This window comes from Micromonospora sp. NBC_00860, from assembly GCF_045207375.1.
In the GTDB taxonomy this organism is placed as follows: Bacteria; Actinomycetota; Actinomycetes; order Mycobacteriales; family Micromonosporaceae; genus Micromonospora; species Micromonospora vinacea.
In genome coordinates this window covers 4,506,889-4,530,357 of sequence record NZ_CP108825.1, presented here as the reverse complement: position 1 = coordinate 4,530,357, position 23,469 = coordinate 4,506,889, and the positions used below count along the sequence as shown (strand labels likewise).

Below are 23,469 nucleotides of genomic sequence, written 5' to 3'. Positions count from 1 at the left end.
AAGATCGCCGAAGCACCGGGTCTGGCCCGCGTCGATCATGGAGTTGTGGTGCCCTGCATAAGGGGCACATGTGGAGCTGTCGCCCACCACAACTCCATGATCGGCGGGACGGGACGGGACGGGGCGGGACGGGACGGGTGGGGCGGGGCGGGCGGGGTTTGGGGATTAGTGGGGGAGGGACGGAGTTGTGGGGCGGCGTTGGGTGGGGAGGATCGGGGTCACTGTCAGTGGGGTGGGGAGGCCGGTGACTGTGGCTTCGCCGGTGCTGTCGACAGTGACGTGCACCGGGGTGTTGGCCACGCGGAAGCCGTCGACCGCTACCGCGCCGAGTTCCGCTCCCGCCAGGGGCGCCAGCCGGACCGTGCCGCCCGGTACGTCCGGGTAGAGCCCAGTGGCGGCCTGGAGCAGCAGCACCGCTCCCGTCGCGGCCCACGCCTGCGGCCGGCACGAGGCCGGGTACGGCACCGGGCGGCTCACCTGTGCCCGGTCGTCGCCGCCGTACAACTCCGGCATCCGGTAGTCGAACGCCTCGGCCGCGCTGAGCAGCCCGTCGGCCAGGCCGAGCGCGGCCTCGCGGTGCCCGGCGCGGGCCAGCCCGCCGAGCACGATCGCTGTGTCGTGGGTCCAGATCGAGCCACAGTGGTACGATAGCGGGCTGAAGCCTGCGTCGTCGCTGGACATGGTGCGTAGCCCGAACCCGGCGGCCATCGTGTCGGTGGTGAGCAGGTGCGCGACCTGGGCCTCCTCGTCCCGGTCGAGCAGGCCGGTGCCGAGCAGGTGGCCGATGTTGCTGGTCAGCGAGTCGACCGGGCGCTTGTCGCGGTCGAGGGCCAGCGCCGGTTGCGGGCCGTGGCGACCGTCGACCCAGAAGCTCTTGCGGAACCGGCCGACCAGTGCGGCGGCGTGTTCGCGCCAGCGGTCGGCGTCCGGTCGGCCGAAGGCGTCCAGCAGGGCGGCGCCGTTGACGGCGGCCTCGTGCGCGTACCCCTGCACCTCGGCGAGCACGATCGGCGCGGTGGCCAGGGACCCGTCGTGGAAGCGGACGGCGTCGCCGGAGTCCTTCCAGCCCTGGTTGGACAGGCCGTGTCCGGTGGTGTCGATGTACTCGACGAGGCCGTCGCCGTCCGGGTCGGCGTGCTCGCCGAGCCAGCGCAGCGCCGCCTCCAGGTGCGGCAGCAGGGGCTCGATCTGCTCGGCGGGCATTCCCCAACGCCACGCGTCATGCAGCAGGTTGACCCAGAGCATCGTGGCGTCGACGGTGCCGTAGTACGCCGGCGGCAGGCGCAGGCCGTTGTCGGGCAGGGCGAACGCGTGGCGGCGCAGCTCGTGCAGGATCTTGCCGGGGGCCTCGCCGGTCGCCGGGTCGACGCGGGTGCCCTGCCGGCGGGCGAGCACGCGCAGGGTGCCGGCGGCCAGGTCGGTGCCGAGCGGCAGCATCATCCGGGCGGCCCAGAGGCTGTCCCGGCCGAACAGGGTGAGGAACCAGGGCACCCCGGCGCCGAGGAACACGTCGCCAGGTGCGCCGGTCTCGGCCAGTCGGAGGCCGCGCAGGTCGTCCAGGCTGCGGTCGAGCAGTCGGACGAGGCGTCGGTCGTCGGCGGTCACCTCGGGCCGGGACCACTCGGGCTCGCCGGCCGGGCCGACGACGACGGCGCGCGGGTCGTCGACTGTCACCTGCCAGCGCAGCACGGTCTCGCCGCCGGGGGGCAGGTCGACCGGCCAGACCAGCCGGGGCGTGGTGGCCCGCTCGCCGTCGGCGAGCACGTCGGCGCCCGGCGCGCTGACGGTGACGGTGATTCCGGTGCCCGACCAGGTGAGCGTGCCCGGCTGGCCGGTCGTGGCCGCCAGCGCGTCGGTGGTGCCGCCGGACTTGACGACCTCGATGGGTGCCAGGTCGCAGCCGAGGTCGACGGTGACTGTGGCCTGTACGTCGACAGTGGCGGTGGAGGCGATCCGCAGTTCCTCGGTGAGGCCGTTGCGGGTGGCCCGCCGGAGTCGGTCGACGCGGACGGTGGGGTCGGGGGTGGTGTCACCGAGCCAGCGGGCCAGGCTCACGAAGTGTGCGCCGTGCGGGCCGTCGTCGCCGCGGGTCAGCCCTTCGAGCTCCCGTTCGTCGACCCGCAGCTCGGCGCGGGAGAGCACCCGGGCGTCGGCGTGGAAGACGCCCTGGACGCCGGTGGCGCGGATCTGCCCGGTCGCGTCCCCCAGCGCGCTGGTCGGGGCGAAGACCACCCCGACCAACTCGTGCAGGAGGGGTTGCAGCTGGCGTTCGGTCACGGTGTGGCTCCAGATCCTCGGGGTGCGGGGCGGCCATCTTGACAACGCGCCCCTGGCGGTGCAAAGTGCGAAACATTCCAGAAACTTGAACGATCCAATCCTGCCTTATCCAAATTGGATCGTTCAAGACCGCGAGAGGGATTAAGTGGCCGAAAAGGTGACCATCGCGACGGTGGCCCGGCACGCCCGAGTCAGCCGGCAGACGGTGTCCAACGTGCTCAACGCCCCGCACATCGTGCGGCAGGAGACCCGTCAGCGGGTCGAGGACGCGATCAACGCGCTCGGCTACCGGGCCAACCAGGCCGCCCGGCAGATGCGCACCGGCCGCTCCCGCCTCATCGCCGCCCGGATCGAACCGACCCGCGACGGCATCAACGGCTCCGTGCTCGACCGCTTCCTGCACGGCCTCACCGAGACCGCCGACGCCGCCGGCTATCGGGTGCTGCTCTACACCGCCACCGACGACGACCGGGAGATCGCCACCTACGGCGACCTGCTCGGCACCTACGAGTTGGACGCGTTCGTGTTGGTCGGCACCAAGTACGGCGACCCGCGTACCGAATGGCTCGCCGACCGGGACGTACCGTTCGTGACCTTCGGTCGCCCGTGGGACGCGCTCGACGCGCACCCCTGGGTGGACGTGGACGGCGCCGCCGGCACCGCCCAGGCCACCCAGCGCCTGCTCGACGCCGGCCACCGGCGGATCGCCTTCCTCGGCTGGCCGGTCGGCTCCGGCGTCGGCGACGACCGGCGCGCCGGCTGGCGCGACGCGCTGCACGCGGCCGGCGTCGACCCGACCGGGCTGCACCGGGAGACCGAGGACGGCATCGCCGAGGGCGAACGCCTGATGCGCGACCTGCTGGTCGACGTGGCGCCGAGCGCCGTGGTCTGCGCCAGCGACTCGCTCGCCCTCGGCGCCCTCCAGGCCATCCGCGGCGTCGACCCGCCCGTGTCGGTGATCGGCTTCGATGACACGCCGGTGGCCGCCGCGGTCGGGCTGACCAGCGTCAGCCAACCGCTCGGCGAAGCCGCCGCCCGCTGCGTGGACCTGCTCACCGGGGTCCTCGACGGCGACCACGAGACCCCCACCCCCGTGCTGCTCCAGCCCTCGTTGGCGCTGCGGCACACCGCGTAATCCCACCCCCCACCAGGAGAAACCATGGCACCCCGAACAATCACCCGGGCAGCGGTGGCCGGCCTCGCCGCCGTCGCCCTCCTCGGCTCCGCCGCCTGCGGCAGCGGCTTCGACGACTCGTCCGGCGACACCGCCCAGTCCAGTGGCCCCGCCAGCCTGCAGATCCTGATCGGCTCGTCCGGTGACGCCGAGACCAAGGCCGTGCAGGACGCTGCCGCGAAGTGGGCCACCAGCTCCGGCAACACCGCGACGGTCACCCCGGCGCAGGACCTCACCCAGCAGCTCGGTCAGGCACTCGCCGGCGGCACCCCGCCGGACGTCTTCTACGTGGACGCGGCCCAGTTCGCCAACTACGCCAGCGTCGGCGCCCTCGAGCCGTACGGCGACAAGGTCAGCAACTCGGGCGACTTCTACGAGAGCCTGCGCAGCGCCTTCACGTACGACGGCAAGCTCTACTGCGCGCCCAAGGACTTCTCGACCCTGGCCCTGCAGATCAACACCGAACTGTGGGCCAAGGCCGGGCTGACCGACGCCGACGTGCCGACGACCTGGGAGCAGCTCACCGCCGCCGCCCAGAAGATCAAGGCCAAGGGGCAGGTCCCGCTGGCCCTCGGTGACACCCGGGACCGGATCGGCGCCTTCATGGTGCAGAACGGCGGCTGGCTGGTGAGCAAGGACGGCAAGCAGCCCACCGCCGACACCCCGGAGAACCTCGCCGCCCTCCAGTACGTCAAGACCATGCTCAGCACCGGCCTGGCCAAGTACCCGAAGCAGCTCGACTCCGGCTGGTCCGGTGAGGCGTTCGGCAAGGGCAAGGCCGTGATGACCATCGAGGGCAACTGGATCAAGGGTGCCCTCCAGAACGACTTCCCGAACGTAAAGTACAAGGTCGTGGCGCTGCCGGCCGGCCCCAAGGGGCAGGGCACGCTCTCCTTCACCCAGTGCTGGGGCATCGCCGCGAAGAGCAAGTACAAGGATCAGGCGATCAAGTTCGTCGAGGCGATGACCAGCGGCGAGCAGCAGATGACCTTCGCGAAGGCGTTCGGTGTCATGCCGTCCCGCCAGTCGGCGCGTGACCAGTACACCGCCGCGTTCCCGGCGGACAAGGTGTTCGTCGACGGCGTCGCGTACGCCCAGGGCCCGGTGAACGCTCCGAAGATGGACAGCGTCCTCAAGGACCTCGACACCGGTCTGCAGGGGCTCGCCAACGGCGACCCGAAGACCGTGCTGCAGAACTTCGACAAGAACGCCAAGGCCGCGCTCGGCGGCAGCTGAGGTGAGGGCGGGGCCCCGGCGACCACCGGGGCCCCGCCGCACGTCGGCCGGAGAGAGGAAGGGAGGGAAGATGGCAACCGAGACACTGACCGCCGTGGCGACCGCGGGCGGGGCGGGCCCCCGCCGCAGCAGGGGCGGCATCCGGAGCAACGAGAACCTCGCCGGCTGGCTCTTCGTCGCGCCGGTGATCGTCATTCTGGGGCTGTTCCTGCTGCTGCCGATCCTGATGGCGCTCTGGGTCAGCCTGACCGACTGGAACGGCCAGGGCAGCCCGTTCACCGGCGACGTCCCGTTCGTCGGCGCGCACAACTACACCCAGTTGTTCACCGAGGACGGGCTGGCCCGCCGCGACTTCATGACCAGCATCCGCAACAACATCTACTACGTGGCGATCGTGGTGCCGGCGCAGACAGTGCTCGCGCTCGGACTGGCGTTGGTCGTCAACAACCGGATGCTCAAGGGCAAGAGCTTCTTCCGCAGCGCCTTCTACTTCCCCTCGGTGACCAGCTCGGTCGCGATCAGCGTGGTGTTTCTCTTCCTCTTCGCCAACTCGGGCGCGGTGAACGCGCTGCTCGGCTTCGTCGGGATCGACGGCCCGGAGTGGTTCGCCGATTCCCGGGGCGTGCTGCACCTGCTGTTCGGCGCTGTCGGCGTCGACTCGCCACCGGCGGCACTGACCGACGGCGGCCCGTTCGGGTTGACCTGGTGGGACTGGCTGGCCGGCCCGAGCGTGGCGATGATCTCGATCATCACGTTGGTCGTCTGGACCACCTCCGGCACCTTCATGCTGATGTTCCTGGCCGGCCTGCAGAACGTGCCGGTCACGTTGGACGAGGCGAGCAACCTCGACGGCGCCTCCCGGTGGCAGCGCTTCCGCTACGTCACCCTGCCGATGATCAGACCCACCATGTTCCTGGTGCTCACCCTCGGCATGATCGGCTCCTGGCAGGTCTTCGACCAGGTGTACGTGATGAGCCAGGGCGACCCGGCCAAGACCACACTCACCCCGGCGTACCTGTCGTACCGGACCGCCTTCGCAGACTTCGACTACGGCTCCGGTGCCGCGATCTCCTTCGTGCTGTTCCTGATCATCATCGTGCTCACGCTGATCCAGCGCCGGGCGCTGGCCGAGCGGGACACCGACCGACCGCGCCGCGGCTGGTGGCGTCGACGCGTACCGGAGAGGTCCTGAGATGGCCGTGCTCACCGACCGCCCGGCGGCGGCGCCCGCGCGGCGCAACGAGCGCGCGGCCCGCACCCTGGCCACCCGCTTCCTGGGGTACGCCACGCTGGTCTTCTTCGGGCTGGTGTTCCTCTACCCGTTCGTCATCCAGATCGGCAACGCGCTCAAGACCGAACCCGACGCGGCGGCGAACCCCCTGTCACCGTTCCCGGACCCGCTCACGCTGGCCGGCTTCGAACGGATCTTCGCCGGCACCAACTTCCCGCTCTGGCTGGGCAACTCGCTGCTGGTGACGGTGCTGGTCACCATCGGCCGGGTCTTCTTCGACTCGCTCGCCGGGTACGCGCTGGCCCGGCTGCGGTTCCGGGGCCGCAGCGGGCTGTTCGCCGCCGTCATCGCGGTGATGGCGGTCCCCGGGGTGGTGCTGCTGATCCCGAAGTTCCTGGTGCTCAACCAGCTCGGCCTCTACAACAGCTACGCCGGTCTGGTGGTGCCGCTGCTGGCCGACGCGGCGGGCGTGTTCATCATGAAACAGTTCTTCGAGTCGATCCCGGTGAGTGTCGAGGAGGCCGCCCGGATCGACGGGGCGAGCATCTTCCGTACCTTCTGGTCGGTGGTGCTGCCGATGGCGAAACCGGCGCTGATCACCCTCACCATCCTGTCGTTCCAGAGCTCCTGGAACGAGTTCCCGCACAGCCTGGTGTCGGTGCAGGACCCGGACCTGTTCACCCTGCCACGCGGCCTGGCCGACCTGGTCAGCGGCTCGCTCGGCAAGGGCACCCAGTACCCGCTCAAGCTCGGTGCCGCGCTGCTGGCCACCATCCCGGTGGCGATCATCTTCGTGGTGTTCCAGCGGTACTTCGTCCGCGACGCCAACGACGGCTCGGACAAGGGCTGACCGGCCCGGTGTGGCGGCCCCGACCGGGGCCGCCACACCGGTCGGCAGCGGGCGTCAGTGTCGGGTGGCGGTCGGCGCGGACTCCTCGGGCTGCGCCGGCTCGGCACCGACCGGCGCATAGGGCGGCACCGACCGGAACGCCAACGCGGCGACCACGGCCAGCCCGAGCAGCACGACGGCGCTCACGGCGGCCGTCACGACCAGCCCACTCGTGTACGCCGCCCGGGCGGCTTCGACCAGCGGGCCGCCCACCCCGCCCGGCAGCTCACCGGCCACCGTCACCGCCCCGGCCAGCCCGTCGCGGGCACGGGCCGCCGCCTCGGCGGGCAGCCCCGCGGGCAGCGCCGGACCCAGCTCGGAGCGGTAGACGGCGGCGCCCACGCTACCCAGGACCGCCACACCCAGGGCGATGCCCAACTCGCCGCTGGTCTCCGAGAGCGACGCTGCCGAGCCGGCCCGTTCCGGTGGCGCCGACCCGACGATCAGGTCGGTGACCAGGGCCGACGGCAACGCGATCCCGGCGGAGGTGACGACGAAGGCGACCAGGACGACAAACAGGGCGTGGTCGCCATCCGCGCCGGTGAGGAGCAGGAAGCCCGCCGCCGTGACCAGTTGCCCGACGGCCATCACGTGCCCCGGTCGGAACCGCCGGGCCAGCAACGGAGCCAGTGTGGTCGCGCCGATCATCGCCACCGCCTGCGGCACCAGTAGCAGCCCGGCGCGTAGCGGGGTCAGCCCTTCGACCAGTTGCAGCCACTGGCTGACCAGCAGGAAGGTGCCGCCCATCAACAGACCGTTGAGCAGGAACACCAGCAGTGCGGCGGTGAACGTGCGGTTGTTGAAGAGGCCCACGTCCAGCAGCGGGTGAGGCAGTCGGCGCTGCCGCCGCACGAAGACCACCCCGACCAGCAGGCCGGTCACGATCGCCAGCACGGCCAGCGGCCGCCATCCATGCCGGGCCAGTTCCTTGACGCCGTAGACCGCCGGCAGGATGGTGGCGAGCGACAACGCGACGCTGACCAGGTCCAGTCGGCCGGGGTGCGGGTCGCGGAACTCCGGAAGCAGCAGCGGCGCGACCACCAGCAACACCGCCATCACCGGCACACCCAGCAGGAACGCCGAGCCCCACCAGAAATTCTCCAGCAGCACCCCGCCGATCACCGGCCCGACCGCCATCCCGCCCATGAAGCAGCTCATCCAGACCCCGACCGCTACCGCGCGCTGAGCCGGGATCTGGAACATGTTGCTGATCAGGGCCAGCGTGGAGGGCATCAGCGTGGCCCCGGCGACACCGAGCAGGGCCCGCGCGGCGATCAGCAGCGGCGGGTTCGGTGCGTAGGCGGCCACCACCGAGACCACGGCGAAGGCACCGGCCCCGATCAACAACAGGCGCCGACGACCGATCCGATCGCCCAGGGTGCCCATCGTGACCAGGAAACCGGCCACCAGGAAACCGTACGCATCGGTGATCCACAACTGCTGCGTGCTGTCGGCGCCGAGGTCCGCGCTGAGGCTCGGCAGAGCCAGGTAGAGCACGCTCAGGTCGAGTGCCAGCAGCAGGGTGGGCAGGGCCAACACGGCCAGCCCAATCCACTCCCGACGCCCGGCTGCGGGGTGTGCTGTCCGCATGGGTCTCACCCTTCTGGTGACGGCTGGTGTCGGAGGGTGGACGACGGACCGGCCCCGAACTCATCGGTCGACGGTCAGGCGATTCTGTCGGGCAGGCCGAAGCGGGCGAAGAGCGCCGGCTCCAGGAAGTGGGTGAGCCGGGTGATCCGGCCGTCGGCGACGTCGACGAGCTGGATGGAGAACGCTCGCCGCCCCCCAGCCTCGTCAGGGCGGTACTGCGCCAGCGCCGGACCGCCGTTGGCCGAGACCGGCACCAGCCGGGAACCTTGGCAGCCGGACGCCGGCCAGGAAGCCATCCACCGGCCGATGTCGGCCGCCCCGGACAACCACATCCGGTACGGAGGCATGCTGTGCACCGCGTCCTCGCGCAGCAGACCCACGAGAGCGTCGATGTCGTAGCGCTCGAACACCCGCACGTAGCGGTCCAGCAGGTCGCGATGCTCCTCGTCCAGGGCCGGGCCGGGCGTCGCACCGGGACGCTCGGCCAGCGTGGCCCGGGCACGTTGCAGCGCACTGTTGACGGCGGGCACGCTGGTCTCAAGCAGACCGGCGACCTCGTCGGCATGCCAGCTCAGCACGTCCCGCAGGATCAGCACCGCGCGCTGCCGGGCAGGCAGGTGCTGGAGTGCGGCGACGAACGCCAACCGGACCGAATCCCGCAGCACGGCCAGCTCCGCCGGATCCGCAGTGGGCAGCACCGCCGCGTCCGCCGCCGGCCCCACCCAACCCGCCTCCGCCTCACCGAGGCTCGGGGCCACCGGCGGCGACGGGTCACCGAAATCCGTCGGCAGGGCCCGCCGCCGGTGACCCCTCAGCAGATCCAGGCAGACATTGGTGGCGATCCGATACAGCCAGGTGCGCGTGCTGGAGCGGCCGTCGAAGCCGCTCCACCCGCGCCAGGCCCGCAGCAGAGTCTCCTGCACCGCGTCCTCGGCGTCGAACAGCGAACCGAGCATCCGGTAGCAGTAGCCGGTCAGCTCGACCCGGAACTCCTCCAGGTGACCCTCGGCGGTCGGCGTCGACAGCGGCGTGGTGGCTGAGCTCATGGGCCGACCGTAGGCGACCGGTCGGACATCGGCGCCCACTCTGGCCGGGGCGCGCCGACCCGTGCCGGTGCCCGGGTCCGGGCGTCAGCGCGGGTCAGCCGGCGGGCTCGTCGTCGACCGGCACCTTCTCGGTCGGCACGCCCACGTGCAGGCGCACCTGAGGCACCAGCATGTCGTCGACGTCCAGCGCCCGGGCCGCGCCGTCGAGTTCCCACCCGGTGCTGGTGAGGAACTTGCGGGTCGCCTCGTCACCGTCGAACGCCCAGGCCACCGCCCGACTCATCCCGTCCTCCCGCCACAGGTCGACGGCGGCGGCGAGCAGCCGACTGCCGTGCCCGCGCCGGCCCCACCGAGGCTCGACCAGCAGGTCGGTCACCGCCGCCACGTCCGGGCCGAGCGCGTCGGCCGGCTCACCCGGGGCCAACGCCTCGGCGTCGGCCGGGCCGGAGGCGGCGAACCCCACCAGATACGATTGCTCGGCCTGTTCGACGGCGACCAGCACCCGGTGCGCGCCCGAGGGCGGCTCCAGCACCGCGGCGCTCCACCGCCGGGCGAGGAACGCCTCGTCCAGGTTGTCGAGCACATGCCGAGGCAGGATCCGGCGGTACGCGACCCGCCAGGTCGCGAGCTGGATGCGTGCGATCTCGCCGGCGTCCTCGGGACGCGCCGGGCGGACGTACCCGAGAGCCATGGGACGGAAGCCTACGCAGGGCGAGGGAGACGACGGTGGCGCAGGGTGCCAACAGGACGACAGCGCAGGTCGTCGGGGTGGTGGTGCTCGCCGCGGCGGTCGCCGGGTTCCTCGCCGTCGCGGCCGTCCGGCACGGGTTCTTCGACCTGAAGGTCTACTACGGCGCGTTGACCTGGTGGGTGCACGACGGCGGGGAGATCTACGACTACCTCAAGCCGGGCACCCAGTACGGCTTCACCTATCCGCCGTTCGCCGCGCTGGTCATGCTGCCGATGGCGTACCTGCCGTGGACGGCGGCGATCGTGGTGAGCGTGCTCGCCAGCGTGGCCACCACCACGGTGCTGATCTGGTGGCTGGTCGACCCGATCGCCCGCCGCGCCGGCTGGACCCGGTGGTTCGCCCTCGCCGTGGCGCTCTGCCTGGCTGCCGCGTTCGAGCCGATGCGGGAGACGGTCAACTTCGGCCAGGTCAACACCTTGCTGCTCTTCCTGGTGGCGGTGGACCTGCTGCGGCTGCTGCCGGCCGGCAACCGGTGGACCGGGGTGGGCATCGGCCTCGCCACGGCGATCAAACTGACCCCTGGCGTGTTCATCGTCTACCTGCTGGTGACCGGTCGGTGGCGGGCCGCGCTCACCGCCAGCGGCACGGCCGCCGCTGTGTCGCTGCTGGCCGCGGCGCTCTTCCCCGACGCGTCCCGGGAGTTCTGGACCGAGGCGCTGTGGAACACCGGGCGGGTGGGTGAGCTGGCCTTCGTCTCCAACCAGTCGCTGCGCGGGGTGGTCGCCCGGCTCGACCCGGAGCACCCGAGCACCCTGCTGTGGCTGCTGCTGGTGCTCGGCACCCTGGCGCTCTGGGCCTGGCGGTCCCGGGCCGCCGTCGCGGCCGGCGACGAGGCGACCGGCCTGGCGCTGACCGGCGCGGTGATGTGCCTGGTCAGCCCGGTCACCTGGGTGCACCACCTGGTCTGGCTGCTGCCCGCGCTGATTTTGCTGGTCGACAACGCGATGGCCGCGCCGGCCGGCCGCCGCCGGCAGGTCCTGCTGGTCGCCGCGACCATCGGGTACGCGCTGCTGATCAGCCGGGCCGTCTGGCTCTGGGAGAAGGACTTCACCGGCGTCGACGGCTTCCTGGGCAGCAACGCCTACGTGTGGGTCAGTCTGGCGCTGCTGGCCTTCCTGCCGATCCGCCGGTGGCTGACCCCGGACGGTTCAACGGTCGAGGCGTCCGGCGTACCGCAGCTCGACCAGCCCGACCGGCGGGCCCCCACCGGCCAACGGCACCTGGTAGGTCGACTCCTCACCGTCCGGTGACAGGCCGGCCCGCTCGCAGAACCGCCGGGCCCGCCGGTTGTCCGCCAGCACCCACGCCCGGTACCCGGCCCAGCCCCGCTCGGTGAGCCCGATCCGGGCGGCGTCCAGCAACGCCGCGGCGGTCCCGTCACCCCAGTAGGCCGGCTCCACGTAGAGCGCCACCACCTCGCCGACCGTCGGGTCCAGGTCGTCCCGGTCCTGGTTGCGGCGGTACGGCCCGAAAGTGGTGAAACCCACGACCGACCCGTCCACCTCGCCGAGCACCGTGGTGAACGGGTGCTCCGGGTCGGCGGTGCCGACGTCGCGGCGACGCTGCGCCCAGGCCACCACGTTGAGCCGCCCGAGCACCTCGTCCGGCATGAAGCCGGCATAGCCCGCCTGCCAGCCGTGTACGTGTACCCGGGCGACCGCCTCGGCGTCGTCCGGCTCCTCCCGACGGATGGTCAGCATTGCACCGTTCTATGCCTCGTTGGTCGTCACGTCCAGCTTCCCGCACCGGCGTCGTACCGATGAATTAAGGTCGCCGACGATGACCGCACCGGAATCACTCTCGCTCGCCCAGGCCCGCCGCGCGGCGCTCGCCGCCCAGGGCTTCGCCGACCCGGCGCCGACGGGCGTGCCCACCCGCCGGCACCTCCGTCGGGTGCTGGGCCGGGTCGGGCTGATCCAGATGGACTCGGTCAACGTGCTGCAACGCGCGCACTACCTGCCGCTCTACAGCCGACTCGGGCCCTACCCGACCACCCTGCTCGACCAGGCCGCCTACCGACGCCCGCGCGAGCTGTTCGAATACTGGGGCCACGAGGCGTCGCTGGTCCCCGTCGAGCTGCACCCGATGCTGCGCTGGCGGATGGCCCGCGCGCACAGCGAATCCTGGGGCGGCATGCGGCGGATCGCCCAGGAGCAGCCGGAACTGGTCGCCTGGGTCCGGGACGAGGTGGCCGCCCGGGGGCCGCTGACCGCCGCCGAGATCGAGCACGACGCGCCCCGGGAGACCGGCAACTGGGGGTGGAACTGGTCGGCGGTCAAGCGGGCGTTGGAGTTCCTGTTCTGGGCCGGGGAGGTGGCCGCCGCCGAGCGCAGCACCTCCTTCGCCCGCCGTTACGACCTGCCCGAGCGGGTGCTGCCCGCGGCGGTGGTGGCCGCACCCACCCCGACCGACGCCGAGGCGTACCGCACGTTGGTGGGCCTCGCGGCACGGTCGCTCGGGGTGGCCGCGGAGCCGGAGCTGCGTGACTACTTCCGGTTGCCGCTGGCCGGTGCGCGGCAGGCCGTCGTCGAGCTGGCCGAGGCCGGTGAGCTGGTGCCGGTCACCGTGGCGGGCTGGCGCCAGCCCGCCTGGCTGCACGCGTCCGCCCGGCTGCCCCGCTGGGTGCGGGGCAACACGCTGGTCAGCCCCTTCGATCCGCTGATCTGGGAACGGGCCCGCACCGAGCGGCTGTTCGGCTTCAACTACCGGATCGAGATCTACGTCCCGGCGCCACAGCGGGTCTACGGCTACTACGTGTTGCCATTCCTACAGGGCGACCGGTTCACCGCCCGGGTCGATCTGAAGGCCGATCGCAAGGCCGGGGTGCTGCTCGTCCCGGCCGCCTGGCTCGAAACCGGCGCCGACCCGGGGGAGACCGCGGTGGCGCTCGCCGCCGAGCTGTACCGGCTCGCCGGCTGGCTCGGCCTGGACGCGGTGGCACCGCCCGCCGCCGGCGACCTGGCCGGTCCGCTCACCGCCGCGTTGGCCGGCGTGTCCGGTGTACCGTGAGCGCGTGACGAGCGCTCCCGGACCGGTCGACCAGCCGCAGCCCGCCCCCGGGGCGGTCCACACGGCGCCCGCGGACTCTGTTCCCAGCGGCGCGGGTCCCGGTGGGTTCGGTCCCGGTGGCGCGGGTCCTGGTGGCTCTGGTCCCGGTGGCGCGGCTTTCGATGGCTCGGCGCCGGAGGGTTGGCCGACGACCCCGCCTGGTGGCTACGCGGCGCCTGAGCCGGACCGGCTCACCCGGTTCGTGCTGCGGCTCTACGAACGATCCCCGCGCTGGGCGGTGCCGCTGGCCGCGCTCGGCTGCGTCGCCATCGGCATGAGCTACGCGCTGCTCAGCAACCCGACCCACGCCGACCCGGACGCCGCGCCCACCTGCCTGCTCAAGTTGACCACCGGGCTGGACTGCCCGGGCTGTGGTGGCACCCGCGCACTCTGGTACGTGCTGCACGGCGACCTGCCGGCCGCCGCCCGGCACCACTTCGTCTTCATCTTCGCGCTGCCGTTCCTCGCGTACCTCTTCGTGGCCTGGGCCGGCAGCCAGGCGTTCGGTTGGCGCCTGCCCGAACTGCGGATCAGCTCGAAGGTCATCGGTGGCTTCCTGGCCGTGTGGCTGGCCTTCTCGGTGCTCCGCAATCTGCCCTGGGCGCCGTTCACGTCGCTCTACGTCTGACCGCCCTGCCGCCCGACGCGCTGGTGCCTGACGCGCTGGTGCCCCGACTCGGGTTGCCTGACGCGCCGGCCGGGCTTGCTGTTGCCTGACGCGCCGTCGCCGACCTGCTGTCGCCCGACGCGCTTGGTAACCGAGTGCGCTGCCGCCCGAACCCGCTGGTGATCGAATGCGTCAGCGCGCGGATGCGGGACTCGGCCGGAATGCGCTCTTCGGCGTCCTTTGGAGCTGATTCGTTCACGACATCACGGGCCTCCTCCGCTGCCCGCCCGTCATGATCGACTCGGTATTCAGGAAACCGGGCCATCCACCCGACCCGAACACCCCGACTTCCAGCAACGCGAGTCGATCACCCCAGTGGGCAGCCGGACGCCCACGCCCCGCGGCACACCGCAGTCGACGCAGTCCGCCCCAAGATCGTGCTCGAACCTGGATCTAGTGGTGTCGGGCGCGGTGGATGCCACTACATCCAGGATGTTGCCCGATCTTGCGGGCGGAAGCGGCTACCGGGCCGCTCGGGTCGCAGGGCCGCTCGGGTCGCAGGGCCGCTCGGGTCGCAGGGCCGCTCGGGTCGCAGGGCCGCTCGGGCCGCTCGGGGTCGCTCGGGTCGCGCTTGGATCGTTCCGGGCGCTTGGACGCCTGGGTGAGGCTCGTCGGGTTGGGCGGGGCTCCTCCTCGGATGGGTCGTGCCTGTCGGAGAGCCCCATCGGGCAGGGGTTGATGTCGCAAACGATTCAGCTCCAAAGGACGCCGATGGGACTGTCCGCCCCGGCCTCGACAACGATCACGCCGGACGCCGGACGCCGGACGCCGGACGCCGGACGCCGGACGCCGGACGCCGGGCCCGGGACCCCACGCCCGGGCCCGGGATCCCAAGCGCCCGACCCCAAGCCCCGGGCCCCAAGCCCCGGACCTCGCCCGGGGCTTCGGCGACTTCACCGCTGCTGAGTGATCGACATTGCACGGGGCGCGCCTGAGTTGGGCCGGGCGGCACCCCACCACTAAAGTCCCAGGAATGCCGGACATGGTGCAGCCCCAGGTCAAGTTGATCGCGTGGACCCAATTCGCGGCCCCGGACGACGTGCCGTGGTCGACCGACGCGGAGGGTGGCCAGGCGCTCGCCGAGTTCGCCGGCCGGGCCTGCTACCAGTCGTGGAAGAAGCCGAACCCGGCGACCGCCACCAACGCCGGCTACCTGGCGCACATCCTCGAAGTGGGTCACCTGAGCGTGCTGGAGCACGGGTCGGTCACCTTCTACTTCACCGGGGTGTCCCGCTCCTTCACCCACGAGCTGATCCGGCACCGGCACTTCTCGTACTCCCAGCTCTCCCAGCGGTACGTCCCGGAGCGGGACGCGGCCATGGTCGAGCCGGCCGTCATCGCCGACGACCCGGAGCTGCACAAGAAGTTCGTGGAGGCCGCCGAGGCGAGCGTTCGGGCGTACACCGAGTTGCTGGAGGGCCTGGAGCAGCGTTTCTCCGACGAGCCGAACCCGACGCTGCGCCGCAAGCAGGCCCGGCAGGCGGCCCGGGCGGTGCTGCCCAACGCCACCGAGACGCGGATCGTGGTCTCCGGCAACTACCGGGCCTGGCGGCACTTCGTCGCGATGCGGGCCACCGAGCACGCCGACGTGGAGATCCGTGAGCTGGCCGTGGAGTGCCTTCGCCAGCTCCAGGGCGTCGCCCCGAACGTGTTCGCCGACTTCGTGATCTCCACGCTGCCGGACGGCACCGAAGTGGCGGCCAGCCCGCACGAGGCGTCCTGAGCCCTTCCCCGACGGGCCCCGGCTGGTCGTCCGCTAGGTTGGAGGGTATGACGCACGACCACCTCGACGCCGCGGCCCGACCGGCGTCCCGCCCCTTCGGCCGGATGCTCACCGCCATGGTGAGCCCGTTCACCCCCGACGGTTCCCTCGATCTCGACGGCGCCGCCCGGTTGGCGAGCCACCTGGTCGACGAGCAGGGCAACGACGCGTTGGTGGTCAACGGCACCACCGGCGAGTCGCCGACCACGACCGAAGCGGAGAAGGAGCACCTGATCCGGGCCGTGGTGGAGGCCGTCGGTGACCGCGCCAAGGTGGTCGCGGGCGTCGGCACCAACGACACCCGGCACACCATCGAGCTGGCCGCCGCCGCCGAGAAGGCGGGTGCGCACGGCCTGCTGGTGGTCACCCCGTACTACAACAAGCCGCCGCAGAGCGGGTTGCTGCGTCACTTCACCGCGGTGGCCGACGCGACCGGCCTGCCGGTGATGCTGTACGACATCCCGCACCGCTCGGGCGTGCCGATCGACACCGAGACGTTGGTCCGGCTCGCCGAACACGGCCGGATCGTCGCGGTCAAGGACGCCAAGGGCGACCTGACCGCCACCAGCTGGGTCACCAGCCGCACCGCCCTCGCCTTCTACTGCGGCGAGGACGCCCTCACCCTGCCGGCGCTTGCCGTCGGATCCGTGGGCGTGGTCGGCACCTCGACGCACTTCACCGGGGCGCTGACCGCACAGATGATCGAGGCGTACGACGCGGGGGACATGCCGACCGCGCTGGCCCTGCACCGCCGGCTGCTGCCGCTGTTCACCGGCATCTTCCGTACCCAGGGCACCATCCTGGTGAAGGCGGGCCTGGCGTCGCTGGGCCTGCCGGCCGGCCCGGTGCGGCCCCCGCTCGTGGACGCCACCGACGACGAGATCGCCCAGCTGCGCGCGGACTTCGCGGCAGCGGGCCTGGAGCTGCCCGAATGATCGAACGACACGATGGGCGCCGAGTGACGGCGTCGCAGAATGAGGTGGACGCGTGACCGAGGCGCACATCGAGGCGGAACTACCCCCGCCGCTGCCGGAAGGTGGCCTGCGGATCATCCCGCTCGGCGGGCTCGGCGCCATCGGTCGGAACATGACCGTCTTCGAGTACGACGGCAAGTTGCTGATCGTCGACTGCGGGGTCCTGTTCCCCGACGTCGAGCAGCCGGGTGTGGATCTGATCCTGCCCGACTTCGGTCCGATCCTGGACCGGCTGGCCGACGTGCAGGCGATCGTGCTGACGCACGGTCACGAGGACCACATCGGCGCGGTGCCGTACCTGCTCGCCCACAAGCCCGACATCCCGCTGGTCGGCTCACAGTTCACCCTCGCCCTGGTCGAGGCGAAGTTGGCCGAGCGGCGCATCCAGCCGTACACGCTGACCGTGCGGGAGGGCGGCCGCGAGCGGCTCGGCCCGTTCGAGTGTGAGTTCTTCGCTGTCAACCACTCGATCCCGGACGCCCTCGCGGTGGCCATCCGCACCCCCGCCGGCCTGGTGCTGCACACCGGCGACTTCAAGATGGACCAGCTGCCGCTGGACGGTCGGATCACCGACCTGGCCGGCTTCGCCCGGCTCGGCGCCGAAGGCGTCGACCTGCTGCTGTCCGACTCCACCAACGCGGAGATCCCCGGTTTCGTCACCCCGGAGCGGGAGATCGGGCCGGTGCTCGACTCGATCTTCGCGAAGGCCAAGGGCCGGATCATCGTGGCCTCGTTCGCCTCGCACGTGCACCGCGTGCAGCAGGTCTTCGACTCCGCTGCCGAACACGGCCGCAAGGTCGCGCTGATCGGCCGGTCGATGGTCCGCAACATGGGCATCGCCCGGGACCTCGGCCTGCTCAACATCCCGGCCGGCCTGGTCATCAGCATCGACGAGGCGACCACGCTGCCGCCGGATGAGATCGTGCTGATGTCCACCGGGTCCCAGGGTGAGCCGATGAGCGCGCTGGGCCGGATGGCCAGCGGCGACCACCGGCACATCACCATCGCCCCCGGTGACACCGTCGTGCTGGCCTCGTCGCTGGTGCCGGGCAACGAGACCTCGGTCTACCGGGTGATCAACCGGCTCGCTCGGGCCGGCGCTGTGGTCGTGCACAAGGACGTGGCCAAGGTGCACGTCTCCGGGCACGCCCCCGCCGGGGAACTGCTCTACCTGCTCAACGTGGTCCGGCCCAGCAACCTGATGCCGGTGCACGGCGAGTGGCGTCACCTGCGCGCCCACGCCCGGCTCGGCATCGAATCCGGGGTCGCCGCCGACCGGGTGGTGCTCTGCGAGGACGGCGACGTCGTCGACCTGGTCGAGGGCCGCGCCAGCCTGGTCGGGCACGTGAAGAGCCGGTACGTCTACGTGGACGGCCTCGCCGTCGGTGACGTCAGCGAGTCGCTGCTCACCGAACGGCGGATCCTCGGTGACGGCGGTTTCATCGCCACGACCGTTGTCGTCGACTCGGTCACCGGCAAGGTGGTCGCCGGCCCGACGCTCTCCGCGAAGGGTTTCTCCGAGGACCCGGAGGCGTTCAACCCGGTGGTGCCGCTGGTCACCGAGGCGCTCAACCGGGCTGCGGCGGACGGCATCACCGACCCGCACCAGCTCCAGCAGATCGTCCGGCGGACCGTGGGGCGGTGGGTCAACGACAAGTACCGTCGTCGGCCGATGATCGTGCCCACCGTCGTCGAGGTCTGAGCAACTCCCGCTGACGCCGGTCCACCCGAACGGGGTGGGCCGGCGTCCGCCGTACCCGGGGGGTCAGGGCAGGGCGGCGACGGCCTCGGCGTACGCGACGCCGGTGGCGATGGCGGCGTCCATGAGGATCCGCAGCTGCGCCGGGGCGACCCCGTGCGCCAGGTCGGTGGCCACGTCGCCGGCCAACACCAACTCGTCGCCGAGGTCGTGCGCGTACGCCTTGGGCAGCAGCCGGTCGTGGTTCCACGCGTTGCAGAAGGCGTACGCCTCGGCGCGGCGGGCCGCCGGCAGCCGGCGGTTGGCCATGGCGCGGGCGTGCAACACCTCACCGCGTTCACCGGCCCGCCGGAACTGGATCACCGCACCCTCCCAGTGGCCGACCACGGTCCCGCCCTCGTCCACCAGGTACCTGTCGCCGCGCCCGTCCAGGATCGCGGTGATCATGGCGAGGGACAGCGCCGACAGCTCGCGTTCACCCAGTTCGGCCTCGGCCTCCGCGTCGGAGTGGTCGGTGTCGAGCCCGTCGGGTTCGTCGTCGGTGGGCAACGGAACGGGTGCCGCGAGCGGGCGCTCGGCCAGCCAGGCGGCCATCCGTCCGGAGTGGTGCCCGGTGCCGTTGCGCGCGTCGAAGCTGCCGGCCAGCTCGCTGGCCACCCCGAGCAGCAGCGCCCCGAGCGTGTCGACGTCCACCTCGGTGGCCGTCCGCTCGCCGTACGCCGGGCGGCGCATCGTCCGCCCGCCCAGCCCGGCGTCGGCGGCCAGCCCGCAGACCAGTGCCCCGGCGGCGGCGAACTCCATGGCGGCGAGGTCGTCGGTCGGTCGGTCCAACCGGGGCAGCTGCTCGGCCAGAATGGCCAGCCCGCGTTCCAGGTGCCCGCCCAGCGCGCAGAACCGCAGGTGCGCGGCGAGGTGCGGGAATGCCGCCCGCTCGTGCCGGTGCCGGCGGTACGCCCGCACGTGTGCCGCCGCCGCGCGCGCCGACTCGCCGGTGCGCAGTGCCGGCAGCAGACCGGCGACCAGGTCCCGCTCGGGCTGGTCGGTGCAGGACCGCGGGTCGCCGTCGGATTCCGCGAGCTCGGTGAGCGCCGCGGTCCACTCGCCCCAGCCGGCCAGCAGTTCGGCGCGCCGGGCCGAGGCGCAGCCCGGGCAGCCGCCGGCCGGGCCGGGCCGTTTGCCGACCCATCGCTCGTACCAGTGCCGGGCGGTGGGCTCGTCGCCCAGGTGGTCGGCGATGCGGCAGTGCAGCTCCGCGACGGTAGGTGTGTCCGGACCGTCCGCGCCGACCCGGTGGGCCAGGTCGTGCAGCAGGGACCGGGTCTGGTCCAGCCCCACCCGGGGGGTGCCGAGCAGCGCCTCCACCGCGTACCGCTGGTAGCGCAGCAGCAGCCCGGTCTCCGTGTCGGTGAGCAGGTCGGGCCGGTGGTCGGCGGCGGCCCGGCAGCGCCGGACCGGCTCGACCAGACGCCACCGCTCCCCGTGCAGCAGGTACGCCTCGATCAGCGCGAACCGCGCGTCCATCCCGGACCGGACGTCTCCGGCCGCGTCGGCGCGCTCGGCGAGCCGTTCCAGGGCCACCTGCCGGGCCGGGCCGTCGGGGAGGTCCCGGGCGTCGGTGAGCGCGGCCTCCAACGCCGGTACGCGGCCCCGCCCCGGGCGGTCACCGGGGCCGGTGGGTGGTGTGCCGGTGCGGCTGCCGGTGAACTCGTCCCGGCCGGTCACGACGGCACCGCGCCGGGCAGTCGGCGGACCGCCACGGCCAGCTGGCAGCCGGTGGAGATGCCACAGTCGAGCAGTTGGTCGAGCTGGTGTGGGGTCACGCCGCGTTCCAGGTCGGTGATCACCTCTCCGTACACCCGGGCCCGCCCGTTGTCGTCGACGTGCACGAACGCCTTCGGCCAGAGCCGGTCGTGGTTCCAGGAGTTGCAGAACGCGTACAGGTCGGGCACCCGTTCGATGCCGAAGGTGGGATCGACCATGGTGCGGATCTGGAGCAGCTCCCCGTCGCCGCCGACGCGGAGGAACCAGATCAGGTTGTCGTCGAAGTCGCCCACCAGTTCGCCGTCCACTGTCGGGTCGACGGACCGGCCGCGGGCAGCGAGCACCGCGGCGACCAGTTCGCCGGTCAGCGGACGCAGTGCGCCAGGGTGGCCGGCCAGCGGATCGTCCGGATCACCCTCGATCTCCGGCGACGCCATGGGGCATCCCTTCTGAGGCGGATATCACGACCGGCGGTGGGGTTCGTGTTACGACGCGCGGACACGACCCGGAAAAGCGGGGTTCTGCCCGGCCCCACCGTTACCGTGACTCTATGGCGGGCCGTACCTCTCAGGCGAGCCGGCGGCGCGGCGCGTCGCCGCGCGGTGGCACCAACAGTCGTGCCCGTCAACCGGCGAAGAAGACCACCCGGGCACCGGTCCGACGTCGCACCACGCCGCCCCGGCCCAGCCCGGCGGTCTACGTCGGCCGTGCGGTCGGTGCACTGTGGATGGGGCTGGCGCACGGCATGGGCTGGGCGGTGCGCGCCGCCGGCCGGCAGGCCGCCTCGGCCCGCGACCTCGACCCGGAGCACCGTCGCGATGGCGCGGGCCTGCTCATGTTCGGGCTCGCCCTGCTCTCCGCCGTGGCGCTCTGGTTGTCCGGGGCGGGGCCGGTGGGCGCACAACTTGCCGACACGATCCGGCTGTTCCTGGGCGCGATCTCGGTGGTCGTACCGGTGCTGCTGATGATCGGGGCGTGGCGGCTGATGCGTCAGCCGGCGGATCCGGAGCACCGGGGCCGTGGGCTGATCGGCTGGGGTTCGCTGCTGGTGTCGACCGCCGCGCTGCTCCAGATCGGTCAGAACCCGGCCGACACGCTGGAGCGTGACTTCGCCGGTGGCCTGGTCGGCGCGGGCGTCGGAGGGCTGCTGGAGCGGGCCGTGACCGCCTGGGTGGCGGTGCCGCTGCTCATCCTGCTGCTGCTCTTCGGTCTGCTCGTGGTGACCGCGACGCCGATCAACAAGATCCCCGAGCGGCTGGGCCTGCTCGCCGGTGGGCTGGTCAGCGCACCGGAGGCCGACGAGGAGACGGACGAACCGGCCGCCAAGCCGGCGCGCAAGCGGCAGCCGAAGCGGATGCCCGCGCCACTGGACCCGGACGACTTCGAGGACCTGGAGGGCGCGGACCTCCAGGAGACGATGGTGCTGCCGCGCAAGTCTCCGGCGAAGGTGCCGGCGAGCCGCAAGCCGCCGGTCGACCCGCCGGAGCACTCACCCGCCCCGACCCGGGCCGAGCAGCTCGCGTTGACCGGACTGGCCGGGGACTACACGTTGCCGCCGGCCAACATGCTCAGCGCCGGGGCGGCCGCGAAGACCCGCAGCAAGGCCAACGACGAGGTGATCGCCGCGCTGACCGGCGTGTTCGACCAGTTCGACGTGGACGCCGCGGTCACCGGCTTCACCCGCGGCCCGACCGTCACCCGCTACGAGGTGGAGCTGGGGCACGGGGTCAAGGTCGAGCGGATCACCCAGCTGTCCCGCAACATCGCGTACGCGGTGAAGTCGCCGGACGTGCGGATCCTCAGTCCGATCCCGGGCAAGAGCGCCGTCGGCGTGGAGATTCCGAACACCGACCCGGAGAACGTCGCCCTCGGCGACGTGCTGCGCTCGCGGGCGGCGACCAGTGACCACCACCCGATGGTGGTGGCGCTCGGCAAGGACATCGAGGGCGGCTACGTGGTGGCCAACCTCGCGAAGATGCCGCACATCCTGATCGCCGGCGCCACCGGCGCGGGCAAGTCGAGCTGCCTCAACACCCTGCTGGTCTCCATCCTCACCCGGGCCACCCCGGACGAGGTGCGGCTGTTGCTGATCGACCCGAAGCGGGTCGAGATGACCGGCTACGAGGGCATCCCGCACCTGGTCACCCCGATCGTGACGAACGCCAAGAAGGCGGCCGACTCGCTGGACTGGGTGGTCCGCGAGATGGACATGCGCTACGACGACCTCGCCGCCAACGGGGTCCGGCACATCGACGACTTCAACCGCAAGGTCCGCAACGGCGAGATCAAGGCCCCGCCGGGCAGCGAACGCGAGATGCGTCCGTACCCGTACCTGTTGGTGATCGTGGACGAGCTGGCCGACCTGATGATGGTCGCGCCGCGCGACGTGGAGGACTCGGTCGTCCGGATCACCCAGTTGGCCCGGGCCGCCGGCATCCACCTGGTGCTGGCCACCCAGCGCCCCTCGGTCGACGTGGTGACCGGTCTGATCAAGGCGAACGTGCCGTCCCGGCTGGCGTTCGCCACCTCCTCCCTGGCGGACTCCCGGGTCATCCTCGACCAACCGGGCGCGGAGAAGCTGCTCGGCCGAGGTGACGGGCTCTTCCTGCCGATGGGCGCCTCCAAGCCGGTCCGCATCCAGGGCGCCTGGGTCACCGAGCGCGAGATCGCCGACGTGGTGAAGTTCTGCAAGGACCAGCGTGAGCCGGAGTTCCGCAAGGACGTGCTGGCCCCGGCGCAGGAGAACAAGAAGAAGATCGACGAGGACATCGGCGACGACCTGGACCTGTTGGTGCAGGCGGTGGAGCTGGTGGTCACCTCGCAGTTCGGCTCCACCTCGATGCTGCAACGCAAGCTGCGGGTCGGTTTCGCCAAGGCGGGCCGCCTGATGGACCTGATGGAGACCCGGGGAGTGGTCGGGCCGTCCGAGGGGTCGAAGGCGCGCGACGTGCTGGTCAAACCGGACGAGCTGGACGAGGTCCTGGCCGGCCTGCGCGGCGACGTGGACTGACCGACAGTCGACCCCGGACGCACGACGGGCCCGCCGGTATCCGGCGGGCCCGCTCTGGGGGAGTGGTCAGTTGTTGATCAGCGCGGAGAAGATCACCAGGCTGATGATCGCGGCGACGACGCTGGCCGCGGCGGCGTACCAGCCCAGCGGCTTGTCGCCGAGCACCGCGCCGACGACGCCCGCGATGACGCCGAGCACGCCGAAGATGATCGGGTTGAGCAGCAGGGCCAGGACCGCGAAGACGAAGCCCACGATGGTGAGGATGCGGGCGGCGTTGCTGCGGGGACGGGCGGTGCTCGGCATGTCGGCCATGTCTTCCTCCGGATGAGAGCCTGTCGTGACGAATCGATCACT

General features: G+C 72.0%; 19 protein-coding genes. 11 read left to right on the top strand and 8 right to left on the bottom strand.

All coding sequences use genetic code 11. From position 1 onward, the window contains the following. Positions 1 to 165: 165 nt before the first annotated feature. Positions 166 to 2,277, bottom strand: coding sequence for a glycogen debranching N-terminal domain-containing protein (locus tag OH804_RS20705; RefSeq protein ID WP_406058940.1), 2,112 nt, complete (start codon positions 2,275 to 2,277; stop codon positions 166 to 168). Between the two features lie 145 nt (positions 2,278 to 2,422). Here OH804_RS20705 and OH804_RS20700 point away from each other — a divergent pair, with 145 nt between their 5' ends. The 4 genes from OH804_RS20700 (at position 2,423) to OH804_RS20685 (ending at position 6,768) form a co-directional block, all read left to right on the top strand. Then, complete coding sequence (locus tag OH804_RS20700) at positions 2,423 to 3,412, top strand: LacI family DNA-binding transcriptional regulator (RefSeq protein WP_406058938.1); 990 nt, start codon at positions 2,423 to 2,425, stop codon at positions 3,410 to 3,412. A gap of 24 nt (positions 3,413 to 3,436) precedes the next feature. Next, positions 3,437 to 4,687 (top strand): extracellular solute-binding protein, encoded by a 1,251-nt coding sequence (locus OH804_RS20695; protein ID WP_406058936.1) that lies wholly within the window; start codon positions 3,437 to 3,439, stop codon positions 4,685 to 4,687. 70 nt (positions 4,688 to 4,757) lie between these two features. After that, complete coding sequence (locus OH804_RS20690) at positions 4,758 to 5,879, top strand: carbohydrate ABC transporter permease (protein WP_406058934.1); 1,122 nt, start codon at positions 4,758 to 4,760, stop codon at positions 5,877 to 5,879. A 1-nt stretch (position 5,880) separates the two neighbouring features. Continuing rightward, positions 5,881 to 6,768, top strand: coding sequence for a carbohydrate ABC transporter permease (locus OH804_RS20685; protein WP_196921604.1), 888 nt, complete (start codon positions 5,881 to 5,883; stop codon positions 6,766 to 6,768). Positions 6,769 to 6,822: 54 nt separating this feature from the next. Here OH804_RS20685 and OH804_RS20680 read toward each other — a convergent pair whose 3' ends face one another. From OH804_RS20680 to OH804_RS20670, 3 genes are all read right to left on the bottom strand, one after another. Further along, positions 6,823 to 8,397: an MFS transporter gene (locus tag OH804_RS20680; protein WP_406058932.1), complete on the bottom strand. Its 1,575-nt coding sequence runs from the start codon at positions 8,395 to 8,397 to the stop codon at positions 6,823 to 6,825. Positions 8,398 to 8,471: 74 nt separating this feature from the next. Then, positions 8,472 to 9,443: a sigma-70 family RNA polymerase sigma factor gene (locus OH804_RS20675; RefSeq protein ID WP_406058930.1), complete on the bottom strand. Its 972-nt coding sequence runs from the start codon at positions 9,441 to 9,443 to the stop codon at positions 8,472 to 8,474. 94 nt (positions 9,444 to 9,537) lie between these two features. Further along, a complete protein-coding gene (locus OH804_RS20670; RefSeq protein WP_406058928.1) occupies positions 9,538 to 10,134 on the bottom strand; it encodes a GNAT family N-acetyltransferase in 597 nt (198 codons plus the stop codon). A 35-nt stretch (positions 10,135 to 10,169) separates the two neighbouring features. On the opposite strand from OH804_RS20670, the gene OH804_RS20665 reads away from it, so the two are divergent. Continuing rightward, positions 10,170 to 11,444: a glycosyltransferase 87 family protein gene (locus OH804_RS20665; RefSeq protein ID WP_406058926.1), complete on the top strand. Its 1,275-nt coding sequence runs from the start codon at positions 10,170 to 10,172 to the stop codon at positions 11,442 to 11,444. Here the strand turns inward: OH804_RS20665 and OH804_RS20660 are convergent. Beyond that, positions 11,343 to 11,894 carry a GNAT family N-acetyltransferase gene (locus tag OH804_RS20660; RefSeq protein WP_406058924.1) on the bottom strand — a complete coding sequence of 184 codons (552 nt, stop codon included), beginning with the start codon at positions 11,892 to 11,894 and terminating at the stop codon, positions 11,343 to 11,345. The genes OH804_RS20665 and OH804_RS20660 overlap by 102 nt on opposite strands. A gap of 79 nt (positions 11,895 to 11,973) precedes the next feature. On the opposite strand from OH804_RS20660, the gene OH804_RS20655 reads away from it, so the two are divergent. The 5 genes from OH804_RS20655 (at position 11,974) to OH804_RS20635 (ending at position 18,347) form a co-directional block, all read left to right on the top strand. Beyond that, the gene (locus OH804_RS20655) at positions 11,974 to 13,203 is read left to right on the top strand and encodes a winged helix-turn-helix domain-containing protein (RefSeq protein ID WP_406058922.1); all 1,230 of its coding nucleotides are present in this window, start codon (positions 11,974 to 11,976) and stop codon (positions 13,201 to 13,203) included. Between the two features lie 4 nt (positions 13,204 to 13,207). After that, complete coding sequence (locus OH804_RS20650; protein ID WP_406058920.1) at positions 13,208 to 13,870, top strand: DUF2752 domain-containing protein; 663 nt, start codon at positions 13,208 to 13,210, stop codon at positions 13,868 to 13,870. A gap of 1,021 nt (positions 13,871 to 14,891) precedes the next feature. Then, complete coding sequence (gene thyX / locus OH804_RS20645) at positions 14,892 to 15,632, top strand: FAD-dependent thymidylate synthase (RefSeq protein ID WP_030336847.1); 741 nt, start codon at positions 14,892 to 14,894, stop codon at positions 15,630 to 15,632. Positions 15,633 to 15,679: 47 nt separating this feature from the next. Then, positions 15,680 to 16,606, top strand: a complete 927-nt coding sequence (gene dapA, locus OH804_RS20640; RefSeq protein ID WP_406058918.1) for a 4-hydroxy-tetrahydrodipicolinate synthase — start codon at positions 15,680 to 15,682, stop codon at positions 16,604 to 16,606. A gap of 52 nt (positions 16,607 to 16,658) precedes the next feature. After that, positions 16,659 to 18,347, top strand: a complete 1,689-nt coding sequence (locus tag OH804_RS20635; RefSeq protein WP_196921613.1) for a ribonuclease J — start codon at positions 16,659 to 16,661, stop codon at positions 18,345 to 18,347. Positions 18,348 to 18,410: 63 nt separating this feature from the next. Here the strand turns inward: OH804_RS20635 and OH804_RS20630 are convergent, their stop codons facing one another. After that, positions 18,411 to 20,066 (bottom strand): YbjN domain-containing protein, encoded by a 1,656-nt coding sequence (locus OH804_RS20630; protein WP_406058916.1) that lies wholly within the window; start codon positions 20,064 to 20,066, stop codon positions 18,411 to 18,413. After that, positions 20,063 to 20,542 (bottom strand): YbjN domain-containing protein, encoded by a 480-nt coding sequence (locus OH804_RS20625; protein WP_406058914.1) that lies wholly within the window; start codon positions 20,540 to 20,542, stop codon positions 20,063 to 20,065. The genes OH804_RS20630 and OH804_RS20625 overlap by 4 nt, the downstream gene beginning before the upstream one ends. Positions 20,543 to 20,655: 113 nt before the next feature. Between OH804_RS20625 and OH804_RS20620 the strand changes: the two genes are divergently transcribed. Then, entirely contained in the window at positions 20,656 to 23,115 is a 2,460-nt protein-coding gene (locus tag OH804_RS20620; protein ID WP_196921616.1) for a DNA translocase FtsK, read from the top strand. Between the two features lie 66 nt (positions 23,116 to 23,181). Here the strand turns inward: OH804_RS20620 and OH804_RS20615 are convergent, their stop codons facing one another. After that, positions 23,182 to 23,427, bottom strand: a complete 246-nt coding sequence (locus OH804_RS20615) for a hypothetical protein (protein ID WP_196921617.1) — start codon at positions 23,425 to 23,427, stop codon at positions 23,182 to 23,184. Between the last annotated feature and the right edge of the window lie 42 nt (positions 23,428 to 23,469).